13 protein-coding genes are annotated in these 18,632 nt (G+C 52.0%); 1 reads left to right on the top strand and 12 read right to left on the bottom strand.

From position 1 onward, the window contains the following. Positions 1-28 precede the first annotated feature (28 nt). The 10 genes from DFP95_RS01490 to lspA all read right to left on the bottom strand — a co-directional run bounded on the left by DFP95_RS01490 (position 29) and on the right by lspA (position 13,418). Positions 29-2,152, bottom strand: coding sequence for an S-layer homology domain-containing protein (locus DFP95_RS01490; RefSeq protein ID WP_115990789.1), 2,124 nt, complete (start codon positions 2,150-2,152; stop codon positions 29-31). 355 nt (positions 2,153-2,507) lie between these two features. Next, positions 2,508-3,155: an orotate phosphoribosyltransferase gene (gene pyrE / locus DFP95_RS01485; RefSeq protein ID WP_115990788.1), complete on the bottom strand. Its 648-nt coding sequence runs from the start codon at positions 3,153-3,155 to the stop codon at positions 2,508-2,510. After that, entirely contained in the window at positions 3,152-3,892 is a 741-nt protein-coding gene (gene pyrF / locus DFP95_RS01480) for an orotidine-5'-phosphate decarboxylase (RefSeq protein WP_115990787.1), read from the bottom strand. The genes pyrE and pyrF overlap by 4 nt, the downstream gene beginning before the upstream one ends. Before the next feature lie 86 nt (positions 3,893-3,978). Next, positions 3,979-7,197, bottom strand: a complete 3,219-nt coding sequence (gene carB, locus DFP95_RS01475) for a carbamoyl-phosphate synthase large subunit (protein ID WP_115990786.1) — start codon at positions 7,195-7,197, stop codon at positions 3,979-3,981. Continuing rightward, the gene (locus tag DFP95_RS01470) at positions 7,184-8,329 is read right to left on the bottom strand and encodes a carbamoyl phosphate synthase small subunit (RefSeq protein ID WP_115990785.1); all 1,146 of its coding nucleotides are present in this window, start codon (positions 8,327-8,329) and stop codon (positions 7,184-7,186) included. The genes carB and DFP95_RS01470 overlap by 14 nt, the downstream gene beginning before the upstream one ends. Positions 8,330-8,341: 12 nt before the next feature. Further along, entirely contained in the window at positions 8,342-9,646 is a 1,305-nt protein-coding gene (locus DFP95_RS01465; protein WP_115990784.1) for a dihydroorotase, read from the bottom strand. 47 nt (positions 9,647-9,693) lie between these two features. Further along, a complete protein-coding gene (gene pyrR, locus DFP95_RS01460) occupies positions 9,694-10,254 on the bottom strand; it encodes a bifunctional pyr operon transcriptional regulator/uracil phosphoribosyltransferase PyrR (RefSeq protein ID WP_115990783.1) in 561 nt (186 codons plus the stop codon). Positions 10,255-10,532: 278 nt separating this feature from the next. After that, entirely contained in the window at positions 10,533-11,786 is a 1,254-nt protein-coding gene (locus DFP95_RS01455; RefSeq protein ID WP_115990782.1) for an LL-diaminopimelate aminotransferase, read from the bottom strand. A gap of 137 nt (positions 11,787-11,923) precedes the next feature. Continuing rightward, entirely contained in the window at positions 11,924-12,922 is a 999-nt protein-coding gene (locus DFP95_RS01450) for an RluA family pseudouridine synthase (RefSeq protein ID WP_425453230.1), read from the bottom strand. Beyond that, on the bottom strand, positions 12,891-13,418 hold the full coding sequence (gene lspA, locus DFP95_RS01445) for a signal peptidase II (protein WP_115991324.1): 528 nt from the start codon (positions 13,416-13,418) through the stop codon (positions 12,891-12,893). Before lspA ends, DFP95_RS01450 begins: the two co-directional genes overlap by 32 nt. A 168-nt stretch (positions 13,419-13,586) precedes the next feature. On the opposite strand from lspA, the gene DFP95_RS01440 reads away from it, so the two are divergent. Then, positions 13,587-14,339, top strand: a complete 753-nt coding sequence (locus DFP95_RS01440; RefSeq protein ID WP_115990781.1) for a TraR/DksA C4-type zinc finger protein — start codon at positions 13,587-13,589, stop codon at positions 14,337-14,339. A gap of 211 nt (positions 14,340-14,550) precedes the next feature. Here DFP95_RS01440 and DFP95_RS01435 read toward each other — a convergent pair whose 3' ends face one another. Next, a complete protein-coding gene (locus DFP95_RS01435; protein WP_220376307.1) occupies positions 14,551-14,952 on the bottom strand; it encodes a DUF5665 domain-containing protein in 402 nt (133 codons plus the stop codon). A 142-nt stretch (positions 14,953-15,094) separates the two neighbouring features. Next, entirely contained in the window at positions 15,095-18,187 is a 3,093-nt protein-coding gene (gene ileS / locus DFP95_RS01430; RefSeq protein WP_115990780.1) for an isoleucine--tRNA ligase, read from the bottom strand. Positions 18,188-18,632 lie beyond the last annotated feature (445 nt).

Here is an 18,632-nt window from a genome sequence, read left to right as displayed (position 1 = left end):
AGGATGTACGATTCGTAGGTGTTATTGGTTATTCTGCGTAATTGAAAGCCCGGTAGAGAATAACTGCGGCTTCCGCACGAGTTGCATTAGCATTCGGGCTGAACTTGTTGTTGTTGCCGACAACCAATCCATTCTCGGCTGCGAAGGCGACTCCGGCTTTCAGGGATGCGATAATCTCTCCTGCATCCTTGAATTGTTTCACGGCATCGTCCGCATTGGCCACATCGTCAAGCTCGTACTTCAGCTTGAGCGCGCGAGCAATCATGGTCGACATCTCGGCACGAGTAATCGTCGCTTTCGGCGCGAAAGTAGTCGCCGTAGTTCCCGTAACAATTCCAAGATCAGCAGCGGAAGCTACAAAAGGAGCAAACCAATCGGTTGATGCAACATCCAAGAATTTCGTTGTGGCATTAGGTACATCTAAAGAGAGTGCGCGCACGAGCATCTTAGCGAATTCAGCGCGAGTAACGAGATCCTTAGGAGCGAATTTTCCCGTCGCTTTGCCTTCGATTGCACCTTTGGCCGCGATGACTTCGATCTGTCTGCCAGCCCAAGTTTGCACGCTTCCAATATCTCCGAACTCTACTTTGTGCTCGACGATGACATAGCTGGAGAAGCTTCTGCGTTCGCCTTCAAAATACTTGCTTGAAGAATTATAGTTTCCGCCGTAGAATTCAAGCTTCCCGTTAATAATCTTGGCAAGCGCGAGTAGATCGGTGTCTACTGTAGTAGGCACAAGCTGAAATTTCACGACAACAGGTTGTACGAACACAATGTTCGTACCGCTATTGTTAGTGAACTCGAAATTATAGACATCGGAGGCCACTTGAACGGTTGAATTCAATGGAACAACTACATCGGTCGGTTTATTGATACTAGCGTTGATACCACCAACGTTATCGTTTTCTACCGGGATGATGATGCTAACATCCTTCGTTATGAACTCGATACCGTCGATATTAGCTTCTGCAGCCTTCTTAATCACATCTTCCGTAAGCTTCAATTCGACATTAGTCGCATCAACATCCGATGCATTCAAAACAAGATTTATTTTCTCCATGCTGCTATCGACACCTGCTGCATCCAATACGCTCTTCAGCTTAGCTAAAGCTTCGCCGATCGCTGCAATCTTGCTAAGCAAGCCTTCGCCGGAAGCCGCAATCGTCGTCTTACCATCTACGACCGTCTTCATCTTGTCTGATTCATATCCGTTTACTGCTTTAATCGCGGCGATTGTTTTGTCAATGGCATCCTGGACAAGCTTGTCCTTCTCGCCAGCTGCAGCATCTTTAAGCTTCGTTGCTAGTTCGTCGTATACCTTAGACAAGTCCGCTAGAGATGGTACAGAATTTGCTGGAGGATAATAAACGCCAGTTCCCGTATTTGTTTCCGGCGGTTTTCCTTTTACATCGTTAAGCTTGATGTAAGCAGCGGCAAGTACTGCAAGCGCGGATTTCTCAGTAGTGAGCCTTGCGCTGAAGTTGGTAGCAACCGTGGATAACACATCGGCGGTTAGCCCCTTCGCTGTCAGCAAATCTCCTACATCAGTTTCCTTGGCAAGTACATCTGCAAAAACTTCTTTCGCAAAGCTCGTCAATGCAGAAGTGTTCGTATAAAGATCAATGATTTGACTTAATGACTTCGTCCCTAACACCGTCAACAACGATTCCTGCACTTCAGTCAAAAAAGTGACCAGGTTGTCCTCAGTCAGTGCTGTTCCTGTATTCGCGGACAAGTCATCAATAACGGATTGATATTCGGACTTGATATCCTTCACTCTGTCGATATCCGTCGTTGGTTCAAGTAGTGCAACCGACAGCTCTTGGATAAAATTGAAGAGATCTTCTGGCTGATATGTAGTAACAGGAGTTGTATTAGCTAAAGCATTCGTAATCGGCAAAAGCAAATCGTTATCATCGCCGAAATTAAGAGTACCAATCTCATCTTTAAAATCTGACACATAGACTTGGTCAGCAACCGAAACTTCTGCGTAAATCGCATGAAGCTTTTCTAGGAACTCAGAACCAGTCGAAGCCGAAGCCTTGGCAAGCACGTTATAATGCGTTCCCACACTCGATGGGACATAAGACACAGATGCTGCGACTATACTAGCGGATAATGCACTCACAAGTAACTTATTACTCAATTTCACTCTGACACACCTCTTATTTCTATTATTTTTACATGATTATACCAATTTTGGCTCCGATACAGAAGGAATATTTTGTTATTTTATCGACAAAGATGAATATCTAGTCCTTTTTTAGGTAAATTTTAGGTTTTTTGTGTCCATATTATTCAAATAGCGAACATTTATATTGAGACTTATGCACTATGCGAACTAAATTTATGAATTAAAATTACACATCTTTAGTCTCACTATACTTTTTTCTTTGGTTCAAGGGTCATATCCGCTATTTTCAGAGTAAAAAAGACAAAAAAACGCTTCGGAAAAATTCCTTCCGAAGCGGTTCCAGTCAATCTATCAGTATCTGGTTTTTAAATCCTTATTTCCCGAACGTATGCGGGCTTTCGCGCCATGATTGCAATAAGCTCACGTCCGCATCGCTGATCGAACCTTTGCGACGGGCTTCTTCCACGAGTGCCGAGTAGTTCGACAACGTCTGAAGCTCGATTCCCTCTTCCCGGAATGCTTCTTCCGCTTGGGCGAGCTGGTAGGTGAAGATAGCCAGTACGCTTTGGACGTCTCCGCCTGCTTCAATGACAGCCAGAGCCGCTTTGAGCGAGCTGCCTCCCGTGGAGATCAAGTCCTCGATCACGACGACTTTCTGTCCTTCTCTAATAATACCTTCGATCTGATTCTGTTTACCGTGTCCTTTAGCCTTATCGCGTATGTAAGCCATCGGAAGATTCAGCTTCTGCGCCACCCAAGCCGCATGGGGAATGCCCGCGGTAGCTGTTCCCGCGATGACCTCCGTGTCCGGATAATTCTCGCGAATCAATGCCGCGAATCCCTCGGCGATCGCTTCGCGGATGGCCGGATAGCTCATCGTTAACCGATTGTCGCAATAAATCGGCGAAATAATGCCGGAAGTCCAAGTGAACGGTTCGTTCGGCCGAAGATTAACGGCTCCGATTTCTAGTAAACTGCTTGCGATCGTGGCAGGTAATTGTTCCAAGGATACGTTGCTCATGATTCAGTCATCTCCTTCAAAATGTGGTTAAGAGCTTCGGCAGGATTCGGCGCCGCCGTGATCGGGCGACCGATCACCAAGTAGTCCGTTCCGCCTGAAACGGCATCGCGAGGCGTCGTTATTCGGGATTGGTCTCCGGTATCGGAGCCAAGCGGCCTAATTCCAGGCGTCACGGTAAGGAATTCACGACCGCAAGCGGCTTTGATAGCGGTAACCTCGAGCGGAGAAGCGACCACGCCTTGTAGCCCGGCTTCGCGAGCAAGCTTGGCATATCTCACCACCGCGTCTTCTACCGAGCCCGCAATGCCTATTTCTTGATTGAGCGTCTCCAAGCTCGTGCTCGTAAGCTGCGTAACCGCAATAACCATTGGAGCACGCTCTGCTTCGCCGGCCTTAATCGCTTCTCTTACGCCTTCCGCCGCAGCGCTCATCATCGCGATGCCTCCGGCGCCGTGCACGTTAAACAGGTCGACTCCAAGCCGAGTAATACTGCGAGCTCCGCCTCTTACGGTGTTCGGAATATCATGCATCTTCACGTCGAGAAAAATACGAAATCCTCGCGATTTCAGTTCGCGAACGACCGACGGGCCGGCCGCGTAATAAAGCTCCATCCCTACCTTCATCCAACATCCCGCGTCTTGAAGCTGATCGGCTAACGCTAACGCCGCAGCGGCATCCGGTTTATCGAGCGCGACCATGATTTTGCTTGCTGCCTCTGCACGGCTGAGGATTGCCATAGAAAGATGCCCCCTTTCAGATTGGACTTATTGTTCATACAGAAGCCCGATCCCTTTCGTGCGCGGGACCGGGCGGCATACTGGATTTAAGAATGGAATGCGGGCATAGGTTCGCTGGAGAACCGCAGCGCTTGAAGCATGACGAGAAGAGCTTTGACCGTATCCAGCGACGTTAGGCAGACAACGCCGTTCTCGACCGCTTCGCGGCGAATGCGGAATCCGTCCCGCTCCGGTGTCTTGCCTTTCGTCAACGTATTTACGACGAACTGCGCTTGACCGGTACGAATCAAGTCAAGGATATTCGGCGAGCCGTCGGAAAGCTTGTTGACGCGGCGAACCTTCAATCCTGCCGCTTCCAAAGCATCGGCGGTTCCGCCCGTTGCCATCAGCTTGTAGCCCAGAGCATAGAAGCCCTTGAGAATCTGAATCGCTTCGTCTTTATCCTTATCGGCCACGGTCGCAATGATCGAACCCGAATTAGGGATTTTCATGCCGGAGCCGACCAATCCTTTATACAGGGCTTTCGCGTAATAGCGATCGCGCCCCATCACTTCCCCGGTAGATTTCATCTCCGGCGTAAGCGTAGGATCGACCCTGCGAAGCTTGGCGAAGGAGAATACCGGCACTTTGACCGACACGAATTCGTCTTCCGGCCACAGGCCTTCTTGATAACCAAGGTCGGCCAGCTTCGTTCCTAGTATAGCTTGCGTAGCCAAGTTGGCCATCGGAATCTTAGTAACTTTGCTTAAGAACGGTACCGTACGGGATGAACGAGGGTTAACCTCGATTACGTACACTTTACCCTGCCATACGACGAACTGGATATTGACAAGACCGATCGTCTTCAGTTCCTTGGCGATTTTGATCGTGATATCGATCGCTTGTTGCTTGATATCATCGGATAACGACTGCGGAGGATATACCGCGATCGAGTCGCCCGAGTGAACTCCCGCTCTCTCGACATGCTCCATGATCCCGGGAATAAGCACCGTGTCTCCGTCGCATATCGCATCGACTTCGATCTCTTTGCCAAGCATATAACGGTCGATCAGGACCGGATGCTCCGGATTGATCTTAACGGCAATCTCCATATAGGAGAGCAACTCTTCATCGGAGTATACGATTTCCATCGCGCGTCCGCCGAGCACGTACGAAGGACGAACAAGTACCGGATATCCAAGCTCTTGCGCGGCGCCTACGGCTTCGTCAACCGAAGTCACCGTAGTTCCTTTAGGTTGCGGAATGTTCAGCTTGCTAAGCAGAGCTTCGAACTTCTTCCGGTTCTCCGCCTCGTCGATGCTCTCCAGGGAAGTTCCCAGGATGCGCACGCCGGCTTTGGAAAGAGGAGCCGCAAGGTTGATCGCGGTTTGGCCGCCGAATTGAACGATAACGCCGATCGGCTTCTCTTGCTCGATGACATTCATGACGTCCTCGAAGAAAAGAGGTTCGAAGTACAAGCGATCGGAAGTGCTGAAGTCCGTCGAAACCGTCTCCGGATTGTTATTGATGATAACCGCTTCGTATCCCGCATTGCGGATCGCCCAAACGGCATGAACGGTGGAGTAATCGAATTCGATCCCTTGGCCGATCCGGATCGGACCGGAGCCGAGTACGATGATTTTCTCCTTGGCGCTAGGAATCACTTCGTTCTCCGTCTCGTAAGTCGAGTAGTAATACGGAGTCGTCGCTTCAAACTCGGCTGCGCAAGTATCGACCATTTTATAAACAGGCTTCAAGCCTTGGGCCAGACGGTGAGTACGAACATCCGCCTCTTTCGTCAGCGCGCCGTTCGGATGACCTTCGTTGCGAAGCTCTGCGATCGCGCGGTCAGTAAATCCGTTTCTCTTTGCCGTATACAGAGTTTCCGGCGTAAGCACGGGCTCGTTGCGAATGACGTCCTCGAATTGGACGATTCGTTCGATCTTGTCCAGGAACCACCAGTCGATGTTCGTCAGATCTTGGATGTGCTGCAGCGTCCAACCGCGACGGAATGCTTCGCCGACCAAGAACAAGCGCTCGTCGTCGGCTTTAACCAAACGATTCGTAAGAACATCGTCAGCGAGCTCGTTGGCGCCCTTCAGATAGATCCGATGAACTCCGATCTCCAGGGAACGAACGGCTTTCTGAATCGACTCCTCGAAGGTACGGCCGATGGCCATGACTTCTCCGGTCGCTTTCATCTGCGTTCCGAGCTTGCGATTAGCCGAAGTGAACTTGTCGAACGGCCAACGCGGAATCTTCGTCACGATATAATCGAGAGTCGGCTCGAAGCACGCGTATGTTTGACCCGTAACCGGGTTAACGATCTCGTCCAACGTATAACCTACCGCGATTTTCGCCGCCATTTTCGCGATCGGATATCCTGTCGCTTTGGATGCGAGAGCCGAAGAGCGGCTTACGCGCGGGTTAACTTCGATGACGTAATATTGATAGCTTTGCGGGTCTAGCGCGAACTGTACGTTACATCCGCCTTCGATGTTCAAAGCCCGGATAATCTTCAACGATGCCGAACGAAGCATTTGGTACTCGCGGTCGGACAGCGTCTGGCTTGGCGCAACGACGATGCTGTCGCCCGTATGCACGCCAACCGGATCGAAGTTCTCCATGTTGCAGACGACGATGCAGTTATCGTTGGCGTCGCGCATGACTTCGTATTCGACTTCCTTCATGCCCGCGATCGACCTCTCGATGAGGCATTGTCCGATCGGGCTGTAACGAATGCCGTTAGCAACGGTTTCCCGCAGCTCTTCTTCGTTTCCTACGATTCCTCCGCCCGTTCCGCCGAGCGTGTAAGCCGGGCGCACGATTACAGGATATCCCAATCCGTTCGCGAAATCTACTGCTGCTTCAACCGTCGTGACGATATCGCTTTCCGGAACGGGCTGGTCTAACTCGCGCATCAGATCCCGGAACAAGTCGCGGTCTTCGGCGCGTTCGATCGCGTCAAGCTGAGTACCTAGCAGCTTGACGTTCTCTTGCTTCAGCACGCCCGCGCGAGCCAATTCCACGGCCATGTTAAGGCCGGTTTGTCCGCCTAGCGTCGGCAGCAATCCGTCAGGGCGCTCTTGGCGAATGATCTGAGATACGAATTCCAAGTTGATCGGTTCGATGTATACTTTGTCCGCGATGTTCGTGTCGGTCATGATCGTAGCCGGATTGCTGTTGATCAATATGACTTCGATGCCTTCTTCTTTAAGCGCTTGGCAAGCTTGCGTGCCGGCGTAATCGAATTCTGCCGCTTGTCCGATCACGATGGGGCCGGAGCCGATAACGAGAATTTTCTTGAGGTCATTATTTCTGGGCATACAGCAGTTCTCCTTTCAGCGTCTCCGACAATTGCGCTTGGCGCGGGCGTTCGGGATTCGCGATCTTGTTATCGCGAATCAATTGCAAGAAACGATCGAACAGATAGCTGGAATCGTAAGGTCCCGGGGCAGCCTCGGGGTGATACTGAACCGAGAAGGCCGGAAAGCGCTTATGCTTCAAACCTTCTATTGTTTTATCGTTGTTGTTAATATGCGTGACTTCCAGCTCCGTTCCGGACACGGACTCTTCCTTAACCGTGTAGCCATGGTTCTGGGATGTAATGAAGCAACGTCCGGATTCTAATTCTTTCACCGGGTGATTGCCTCCGCGGTGTCCGAATTTCAATTTATCCGTATCCGCACCGCAAGCGAGCGCGAATAGTTGATGACCTAGGCAGATGCCGAAGATCGGATATTCCCCGAGGAGCTCGCGGATGGTTTGTACGGCATGGGGCACGTCCTTTGGATCCCCGGGTCCGTTGGACAGTTGAATACCGTCCGGAGACAAGCGGCGAATATCTTCCGCCGTCGCGTCTTGCGGAACGACGACCACGTCGCAGCCGCGCTTCGTCAACTCGCGAAGGATTCCGCTTTTGGCGCCGTAGTCGACCAGTACGATGCGCTCCTTTTCCCCAGGGCTGGAGAACAGGCTTTTCGTGGACGTGCGAGCGACTTGATCGCGGAGCAGCGCGGTCGTTCCAAGGCGCTCCTTAAGCTCCTCGATACGCTCGTTGCCGGTCGTCAGGATTCCTTTCATCGTGCCGTGCTGGCGAAGAATACGGGTAAGCATCCGGGTATCGATGTCGCTGATTCCGACGATGCCGTATTCCTTCAATAATTGGTCGATCGTATATTGCGCCCTCCAGTTGCTTGGCACGGTCTCGTGGCGACGAACCACGAAGCCGTGAATGTAAGGACGAATGCTTTCGAAGTCGTCGCGATTGATGCCGTAGTTCCCGATCAGCGGGAATGTCATCGTCACGATCTGCCCGCAATAGGACGGATCGGATAATACTTCTTGATAACCCGTAATACCCGTGTTGAACACGACTTCTCCAACCGATCCGCCTTCGGCGCCGAACCCTTGACCGGTGAACAACGTGCCGTCTTCCAATAATAATCTAGCTTGCATCCCAATCACTCCTTAGCGGTTAATGCCGTTCTCTTCTGTCCAGACGATCTTGCCATTAACCATCGTTAAAGTCGGCCAGCCAAATAATTTCCAACCCGTGAACGGGGTATTTCGACCTTTAGTCAGGAACTTGGCGGGATTTACTTCCCGTTCGTTCTCCAAGTCGATAAGTATAAGATCCGCAGGTGCGCCAACGTCCATCGTCCCATATGGCAGACGGAAGATTCTTGCCGGGTCGCTTGTCATTCTGCGAAGCAGGAAGTCCAAGCTCCAGCGTCCCGTGCGAACGAATTTCGTGTAGAGTAGCGGAAAGGCCGTTTCGAATCCGACGATTCCGAACGGGGCTCTTTCCATGCCGCGCGCCTTCTCTTCTTCGCTATGGGGAGCGTGGTCCGTCACGATGATGTCGATCGTTCCATCCTCGAGTCCTTGAATGCAAGCTTCCACGTCATTCGGCGTTCGTAGCGGCGGGTTCATTTTCCAATTGGCGTCCATATTGTCCGGAATCTGTTCATCCGAGAGCAGAAGATGGTGGGGACACACCTCCGAGGTAACTTTCACGCCGACCGATTTGCCGAGTCTGATGAGCCGAACGGATTGCTCCGTGCTGACATGGCAGATATGGTAGTGGACGCCGGTCGCTTCGGATAGGAGAATATCCCTGCCGACATGAATCGCTTCCGACTCGTTCGGGATCCCTTTCAAACCGTGCTTCCTTGCGAATGCGCCTTCCGAGACGGCCGCGCCTTCGACAAGCGTGTCATCCTCGCAGTGAGCGATGATCGGCATGTCGAGCGACTTGGCTAGCGACATGGCGTTCTTCATCATCTGAGCATTCTGCACGCCAACGCCGTCATCCGTGAATCCGATGGCTCCGGCTTCCTTCAGCGCGGCGAAATCCGTCAACTCGCGTCCAAGCTCGTTCTTCGTGATGGCCGCGTAAGGCAATACCCGAACTACGCCTTCCGTAGCCGCCTTGTCGAGCACGAAACTGATCGTTTCCGGCGTGTCCATGACAGGCCTCGTATTCGGCATCGGAGCGATCACCGTGAAACCGCCCTTGGCTGCCGACTCCGTACCGCTTGCTATCGTTTCCTTGTATTCGAACCCCGGCTCGCGCAAATGAACGTGCATATCGATAAGTCCCGGAGAGATTAGCTTGCCCTGAGCGTCGATGACTTCCGCGCCGGTCGTATCCGGCAGGTCGGAACCCTCGCGCCATTCGGCAATCAATCCGTTCTCTACGCGCACGTGCTTGATCTCTACTTCGCCATTGTCCTGATTAAGGCTCTTGGCGTTGATAATCCAGGTTGCCATGTATAGTAGCGCCTCCTCTGCTGATGCTGGTGTGTTGATTGCTGGCGTTATCGTCCGACTTCCGCTTCGCGAGGATGGAGGATCGTGACGCAATCGCTCTCGTCTATCTCGCTTAAGGAGACGTCTATCTTCTCATGCCGAGAGGTCGGCACGTTCTTGCCTACGTAATCCGGGCGTATCGGCAGCTCCCGGTGTCCCCGGTCAACCAGTACCGCAAGCTGTATCGATTGCGGCCTTCCGCAATCCATCAGCGCGTCCAAAGCCGCCCTTATCGTTCTGCCCGTATACAGCACGTCGTCGAACAGTATGATTCGTTTATCCTTGACCAGATGCTTAAGCACTTCGTCGGGAACGGAGTTGCTTGCTTCCGGCGAATAAGGACGGTCATCCCGGTATCGGGTTATGTCCAGCTCTCCGACCGCGATCGGATGGCCTTCGATATCAAGAATTCGTTCCGCTACTCTTCTTGCGAGGTATACGCCCCTAGTGCGAATCCCGATCAAGACGCAGCCTTGAATCCCTTTATTTTTCTCGACCATCTCGTGGGCAATCCGGGTAAGCGCCCGCCTTATTGCGGATTCATCCATGATGACGCGGGAGTCTAACATATCCAGCCCTCCTTCACGCGGTAACGGCACATAAAAAACCTCCTTGCGTCATACGCAAGGAGGAATCAGTTAGATGAGAATATCGCGGGGCTAGCGTTCGATTCGCGCAACCTGTCCGCACCGAAGCAACGGTCGCCGGACATGCTAAATCGAACTCCCTAGATATGTGTCAACTCTGCGCCACCTTGCCAGTCTCTCAGGACTGAGTTAAAGGTACCCGTTTCATTAACGATTATTATCCCATGTTCGACATGAAGTGTCAAGGAATTCGAGTCGAATTAAAACTCGAATTGTACGTCCGTCAGACGGCGTTTAATCTCGTCGATAACCCGTGCTTCTTCCGTTTCGCCTTGGGCGATGAAAGTGACGGAGAACCGAACGAATTTGCCCGCGTCTTCCCACGGAACGGTTGAAATCAACTTCTCGCGGATTAGATATTGAGAGAAATCTTCCGCCGATTCGAAGCGCTGTCCGCCGACGATCCCTTTAGGTGCTTCTACGTAAAGGAAGAAGGAGCCTTTCGGTTTCTCGGCGCGGAAGCCGATTTCGTTCAATGCCGCTACGAGCATGTTATGACGACGCGAGTATTTGGCCGAGATCGCTTCGGTAATTTGCGGATTGTTAAGACCGTATGCCGCCGCTTTCTGGATGGCGATGAATTGTCCGGAGTCGCTGTTGTCCTTGACGTCTCCGAATGCTTTGACGATAAGCGGGTTACCGGCGATGAAGCCGATCCGCCAGCCCGTCATGTTGAAGGACTTGGACAAGGAATGCAATTCCACGCCGACGTCTTTCGCACCCGGTACGGACAAGAAGCTGAACGGTTTAACGCCGTCGTAAGTCAGCGCCGCATAAGGAGCATCATGTACGACCACGACATTGTATTTTTTCGCCCACGCGATTACCTTCTCGAAAAACTCGACCGTTGCCGCGGCGCCGGTTGGATTGTTCGGATAGTTCAAGTAAAGCAACTTCGCGCGCTTCGAGATATCTTCCGGAATCGCTTCGATATCAGGCAGGAAGTTGTTTTCCTTCGTCAGCTTAATATTGTAAACTTCGCCGCCAAGATATTTGGTGTGCGTGCCCATAACCGGATAGCCCGGCACGGTCATGATCGTGACGTCGCCCGGGTTGATGAACACCGTCGGCAACATCGCCAGGGCCGGCTTGGCGCCGATCGTATGAAGAACTTCGCTCTCGGCATCGATACCGTCAACGGAAAATACTTCCTTCAAATACTTGGCAGCCGCCGCTTTGAATTCCGGAATCCCGTTATCCGCGTATCCGCGGTTCTCGGGCTTCGCAGCTTCTTCGGCCAGCTTAGCCACGATGCCGGCATCCGCCATCTCGTCCGGCTCGCCGACGCCCATGTCGATCAGTTCCACGTCGGGATGAGCTTTCTTGGCAGCCGCTTTGGCTCTTTTGATTTTCTCGAACTTATAGATGTTCGTATCCTTGCCATAGTTGGAGCCGCCGATGCGGCTTGCGAATTGCTCTTGAATGAAAGTCGATTGATATTGTTCCACGCTCAAGTCACGACACTCCTTAGACTTAGAAAGTCATTAGTTTCTCTACTATAATTCAAACTATGGCTTAACCGTCGGGGATTAACCATGGATTTTTACGCAGATCATTTGCAGAAATCGGCTCGCTTGTCCAATTGGCTCGTTTAGCGAGTTCTTAAGATATCCAGCGAATGCTCTAGGTCGGCCGGAATAGGTACCGAGAACTCCATGTATTCTCCGGAACGGGGGTGGTTGAAGCCGAGTACTTCCGCGTGCAAGGCTTGTCCGCGCATGCCGAGAGTACGACCGCTTCTGCCTCCGTATACAGGATCTCCGACGAGCGGAAAGCCGATATATTTCATGTGAACTCTGATCTGGTGCGTACGGCCGGTTTCAAGCTTAAGCTCGAGCAGCGTATATTCATCGAAGCGCTCGGTAACGGCGAAATGCGTAACCGCGTGCTTGCTGTTTTTGTCGGTGACGACGTACAGCTTCCGATCATGGTTGGCTCGTCCAATCGGAGCGTCGATCGTTCCCTTGTCATGCTGCATGACCCCGTATACCAGCGCGGAATAACGTCTGTTAACGGTATGCTCCTTAAGCTGCTCCGCGAGCGAAGAATGCGCCAAATCGTTCTTGGCCACCATAAGCAATCCCGAAGTGTCCTTATCGATTCGATGCACGATACCCGGTCTCATCACGCCGTTAATGCCGGACAAATCCTTGCAATGATACAGCAGCGCGTTTACGACCGTCCCGCTCGGGTGTCCGACTGCCGGGTGAACGACCATGCCTCGGGGTTTATTGATGACGATGACGTCGCTATCCTCGAAAATCACCTCGAGCGGAATATTCTCAGGGTGCGCTTCCAGAGGCTCAGGTTCCGGTAAGGTGACGTGAATTTGGTCGTTCTTCGCTACTTTGGAATTCGCTTTGACCGGGCTTCCATTAATTGTCACGGCCCCGTTTCGAATCCACTCTTGAACCTGGGAACGGGAAACGGATTTGTTATCGGCCATTATTTCGGCGATATGCTTATCGATCCGTTCTCCGGCGTGCTCTTCCTCTACGTTCCAATCAAATCGGTTATCTATGCCGTCATCCTTGGAGTTGGCGTCAAGCTCCAACGACTCAGACGGGTCGTTCATGTGGTTTTTCTTCATTGCCATTCGAGTTATTCTCCTGTTTCATGGTCAGCAGCGCGTCCAAGATCACCAGAGCAACGCCGCATACGATCGCGGAATCCGCCAAGTTGAAAATCGGGAACGTGTAAGAGCCAAAATTGAATTGCAGAAAATCGATTACTTCTCCGAACAACGCGCGATCCAAGAAATTGCCGACCGCACCGCCTAGAATCGTCGCTAAAGCGAACATTAACAGCCCGCTGCCCGTGCGATAGGAGCGATGAAGATACCATAGTATTCCTACGACCACTACAATCGTAATGACCAGAAAAAACCATCGTCCGCCTTGCAGCATTCCGAAAGCCGCGCCCGAATTGCGGATGTGAGTCACGATGAAGAAATCCCCTAATACCGGTATTCTCTCCGTATCGAGTTCTACCGTTCGATCGATTATTTTTTTGCTTGCGTAATCGATCAGGAACACGACAATAGCTACCACATAATATGCCCAAATTGGCCAAATACGACGTTGCATCCGTTCTTTTCCGCCCTTCGTCTGTTTCTCCTGCGTGTTGATTTTATCACAATGCGATAAGGAGCGTCCATGAAGAGCTTGCAAATAACGACAGCGCCTCCATACTTGCCCTTCGCCGACCGCACGTAAAACCGATCGAAACCGTGAAAACTATCGGTCAGACAGAAAATGAAGGGAGTGGACATCTTGACTATTCCGTTAGATCAAGAAGCAATCCAAACGCTTAGGCGGCGTCTGCTTCAGGAACGAAGCGATCTTGAGCAACGCGTGCGCGGAAACGGCCATTTCGGATTGGCGGCTTCCTTTCGCGATTCGACCGGAGAGTTATCGGGAATCGATAATCACCCTGCGGACTCGGCTACCGAAATGTTCGAGCGAAGCAAAGACTTGTCTTTACTGGAAAAGGAAGCTTTCCGGCTGGAACGGGTTGACGCCGCATTGGCGCGGATGGACACAGGGGAATACGGTCATTGTGTCGCGTGCGGCAAGTTTATTCCTCTAGAAAGGCTCGAAGCTCTCCCCACTGCCATCTATTGCATCGAGCATGAACCGCGCCAAGAGCCGTCCAACGACCGACCGGTCGAAGAAGAATTCCTTTATCCGCCATTCGGACGCACTAGCCTGGACGAAAAGGAAGGTCAGAACGGATTCGACGGCGAAGATGCATGGCAGATCGTCGAGTCTTGGGGAAGCTCCAACAGCCCTGCTATGGCTGAAGGTAACAACATTTCGGATTATGATCACATGGCGATCGAAGCCGACGAAAACGATGGATTCGTCGAACCGCTGGAAAGCTTCTTGGCCACCGACATTACCGGCCATAACGTAACGGTCGTACGAAACAACGCTTACCGCCGATATATGGCGAACAACGAAGGCGACCACCTCCTCGAGCCGGACGAGCTCGCGGACGAACTCTAAAATAGCCAGTTCAGCCAGCTTGGGATTTGCTTTATTGTGTTTTAGGTCGCCGCTAGCACGCCGCAGCAGATGTATCTCTCGTAAGAGTTTACGTCCGCCTCTTGGAGCCCATTGCCACCTTTAATTCTAATCAGGGCAATGGGCGGAGAGCACGCGGCTGGAGAGAGATACATCTGCGAAGGCCGGGCTTTCCGGCGTCAAAAAACACGATTTAATAAGGATTAATCTCAAGCTGCCGCTGAACGATCCGCACGATATCCGCGATATAATCCCCCACGATAGGCAAATTGAGCGCCCCGAGAAACTGCAGCAAGTATACGATCGTCGCGGCGAAGAAAGTAAATCCGAGCGCGATACCTACTCCGCGGGACAATCCGGAAATGAAATTTCTCCATATCAACTGCCATGGTTTCTGCATTAAGTTCACGTATTCTTTTAGCTGCGCTTTCTCCATATCAACCGATATCCGCTCCAGCTTCTCCGTCAGGAATCTTAGCGTCCCCCTCAGTTCCTTCGCTTCTTCCGCAAGGTGGTTCGTCGATGCGACGGCGCCTGAAGATGGCGTCCTTACTTTGATTTGATTCGGCTTATCGTTCTTGGAATCGTTGCTCATTCCCCTCAACCTCTCCGCGTATCCGTTCGGAACCCGCCGAATACAAAACGAGCCCTCTTCGCGAAAGCAATAAATGCCATTCGCTAAGATTGGAGCTCGTCTTATCGTCTTCCTTATTATGTTTAGCCTGTCGGCCGTTGAATTATGCTTCCGTTACGATGGCGACGCCGATTGATTTCTCTCCCGCCAACACCGTTTCCATATCGGCGGTTTTCCCGAACGATACTTGATTCACGAGCACGTTATCCTTCAATACGTTATCGAACGCTTTTAAGGCGGCTTCCAACTCCGCATCGACATGAAGAACGAGGTCTACCCTCTTCTCGATCGGAAGGTCGAGCTTCTTGCGAGTGTCCTGAACCGCGCGAATGACTTCGCGCACCCAACCCTCTTGCTCCAGCTCCGGCGTAATATCCGTGTTCAACGCAACGGTCAGTCCGCCTCCGGATGCCGACGCAAAGCCTGTTTTCGCTTCCTTCTCGACGAGGATTTCGTCGATACCGACCGACAGCGCTTCGCCGTCCGCAGAGACGTAAGCATAACTTCCGGATTGTACGACGTTGCGAGTTTCGTCGCTGGACAATCCCTTGAACGCAGCTTGGATCGGACCGACGTGTTTACCGTATTTTTTCCCGGCTACCTTCAAGTTCAACTTGAGATTGAAATTCACGAAGCCGCTGTCGTCGCTCACGAGCGTGATCGTCTTCACGTTGATTTCATCCTTGATGATATCTTCGTAACCCGCTAGGTCGAAATCTCCGTTCAAGGAAACGAGCAGCTCGGACAAAGGCTGGCGAGTCTTCAAGCTGGACTCGTTGCGGATATTGCGAGCAAGCTCCACGATGTTCCTCGCGGTAGCCATATCCCTCTCCAGAGCCGAATCGATCGCCGTTGGATCGGCTTGCGGATAATCCGCCAGATGGACGCTTCCTTTGCCGCCTAGATTTCCGTAGATATCTTCGGATACGAACGGCGCGTAAGGCGCTATCAGCTTGGATAAAGTCAACAGAACTTCGCCCAGCGTTTGATAAGCCGCGATTTTGTTATCCGTCAAGCCGCTTCCCCAGAAGCGGTCGCGGGAACGGCGAACGTACCAGTTCGATAGCTCGTCGATGAAAATTTCGATTCCCTTGGCCGGATTGAGGAAGTCGTTGACCTCCAGACCTTTCGCTACGTCCGCGATCAAGGAATTCAAACGCGACAGGATCCAGCGATCGAGCTTGTTGTTCGATTTCACTTGATCGTGCTCGGCTGCGACGTAGCCGTCGATCGATGCATATAGGGCATAGAACGCATGCGTATTGACTAGCGTATCTACCACTTTGGACTTCGCTTCGGCGACGATTCCTTTGGAGAATCGTTTGCTGTTCCACGGCGCGCTATCCGCAAGAAGCGACCAGCGGAACGCATCCGTACCGAATTCGTCGATGATTTCCCACGGATCGATGACGTTGCCTTTCGATTTGCTCATCTTCTGGCCGCTTTCGTCGAGAACGTGGCCGGTGGAAATAACGGATTTGTAAGGAGCTTTCCCGTTATAGAGGGTCGAGACGGCCAATAAGCTGAAAAACCATCCGCGCGTTTGGTCGATTCCCTCGCAGATGAAATCCGCGGGATACTGCTCGTTAAATTTGTTCTCGTCGCCGTAAGGGTGAAAATATTGCGCGAACGGCATCGATCCGCTGTCGAACCATACGTCGATCACTTCCGAAGCCCGATTCATAACGCCGCCGCATTCGCAGCGCAGCTGAATCGCATCTACGTAAGGCTTATGGAGCTCGATATTTTCCGCGACATCTCCGATGGCGAGCGAACGAAGCTCTTCGATGCTATGCGGCGCTTTCTCAAGTCCGCACGATTCGCACGTCCATACGTTCAGCGGAGTACCCCAATATCGGTTCCGGCTGATATTCCAATCGACCAAATCCTCGAGAAACTTGCCGAATCGGCCATCGCGCAGATGCTCCGGATACCATTGGATCGACTTATTGTTCTCGATTAGCTGATCTTTGACGGCTGTCGTCTTGATGAACCAGCTTTCCGTCGCATAGTAGAGCAAAGGCGTTTTGCAGCGCCAGCAGAATGGGTAGCTATGCTCGATTCTTTCCTTATGGTGCAACAATCCGCATTCGGATAACATCTTGACGATGTCGATGTCGCAATCTTTGACGAAACGTCCGGCCAAATCCGTCACTTCGTCGATATATTTCCCTTCGTTGTTCACGACCATCAGCATCGGAACGCCATGCAGACGGGCAACGCGATAATCGTCTTCCCCGTGCGCGGGGGAGATATGAACGATTCCCGTACCGCTCGAATCGGTAACATATTCGGCATCGATAACGCGATACGCGTTTTCCACGGTCACATAAGGGAATAGCGGCTCATAAGTCAGCCCTACCAACTCGCGTCCTTTCACGGTCGCAAGTGTCTCGTACTTGCCCTTTAGCACTTTGTCCGCAAGCGCCGCAGCGACGATTAACGTCTCGCCGTCTTGGCGAGCGCGGATATAGTCCATTTCCGGGTTAACGGCAAGGGCAACGTTCGCAGGCAATGTCCATGGCGTGGTCGTCCATGCCAAAATAAATTCGCCTGTTTCCTTCACCTTGAATTTAGCCGTTGCCGTCAGATCCTTAACGTCTTCGTATCCTTGCGCTACTTCATGCGAGCTGAGCGTCGTCTGGCAACATGGACAATAGGGGCTAACGCGGTGTCCGCGATACAGCAGCCCTTTCTCGTGAATCGTCGCCAGGATATGCCATACGCTCTGGATATATCGATTGTCCAACGTGATGTATGGATCGTCCATATCCGTCCAATACGCGATCGCTTCGGTCAGCTCGCGCCATTGACGCTCGTATTCGAACACGCTTTCTTTGCATTTGATAATGAAAGGCTCGACGCCGTATTTCTCGATCTCCTGTTTGCCGGAAATGCCAAGCTGCTTCTCAACGCCTAGTTCGACCGGCAACCCGTGCGTATCCCAACCTGCTTTACGGATTACGCGGTAGCCCGACATCGTCTTGTAACGGCTCACGAAGTCTTTAATGACCCTTCCCAGCACATGACCGATATGTGGTTTGCCGTTTGCCGTCGGAGGTCCTTCGTAGAAAACGAAATTGGGCTTTCCTTCGCGATTATCGATCGATTTACGGAACGTGTCCTCTTGTCTCCATTGCCCGAGTATCCTTTGCTCGCGGGTTCTGGCTTTTTCCTTGACGTCTACGCGTTGCATAGTCCTCTTCCTCTCGTAACCATAATAAAAACCCCATCCCTGGAAAGGGACGAGGTTAGCTCGCGTTACCACCCTTGTTCCGTCCAAGCTCCTCTCGGAGATGCGACGGCAACTCGCAACGCACAGAAGGTCGCCGGTTATTCCGCCGGTCCTTACGTTATGCGCGTTCCCTGTAACGGAGGACATCCGGCGCCGCTTAATGTTCGAAGGACGAGTCCTTGAAGTTCGGCAGAGCGTCTCTGGGAGGATATTCGTCACGTCCCTCACGTTGGCTCGCAGCAACCGCCAACTCTCTGGGCTTTGGATACGCGCGACTTGTTTCCCTTCTGCGACATGAATATGGATTTCTTATATCCTTGTTATACTTTTTGCCACGTCATTTGTCAAATCGAATTCGCCTATAGGCAAACCCCTTATGTCTAGAAAGAAAAAAAAGATCCGCGAG

Origin of the sequence: Cohnella lupini (assembly GCF_003386205.1) — a bacterium.
Taxonomy (GTDB): Bacteria; Bacillota; Bacilli; order Paenibacillales; family Paenibacillaceae; genus Cohnella; species Cohnella lupini.
Note: the sequence above shows the minus strand (reverse complement) of the source record. Positions and strands in the feature narration are given on the sequence as shown.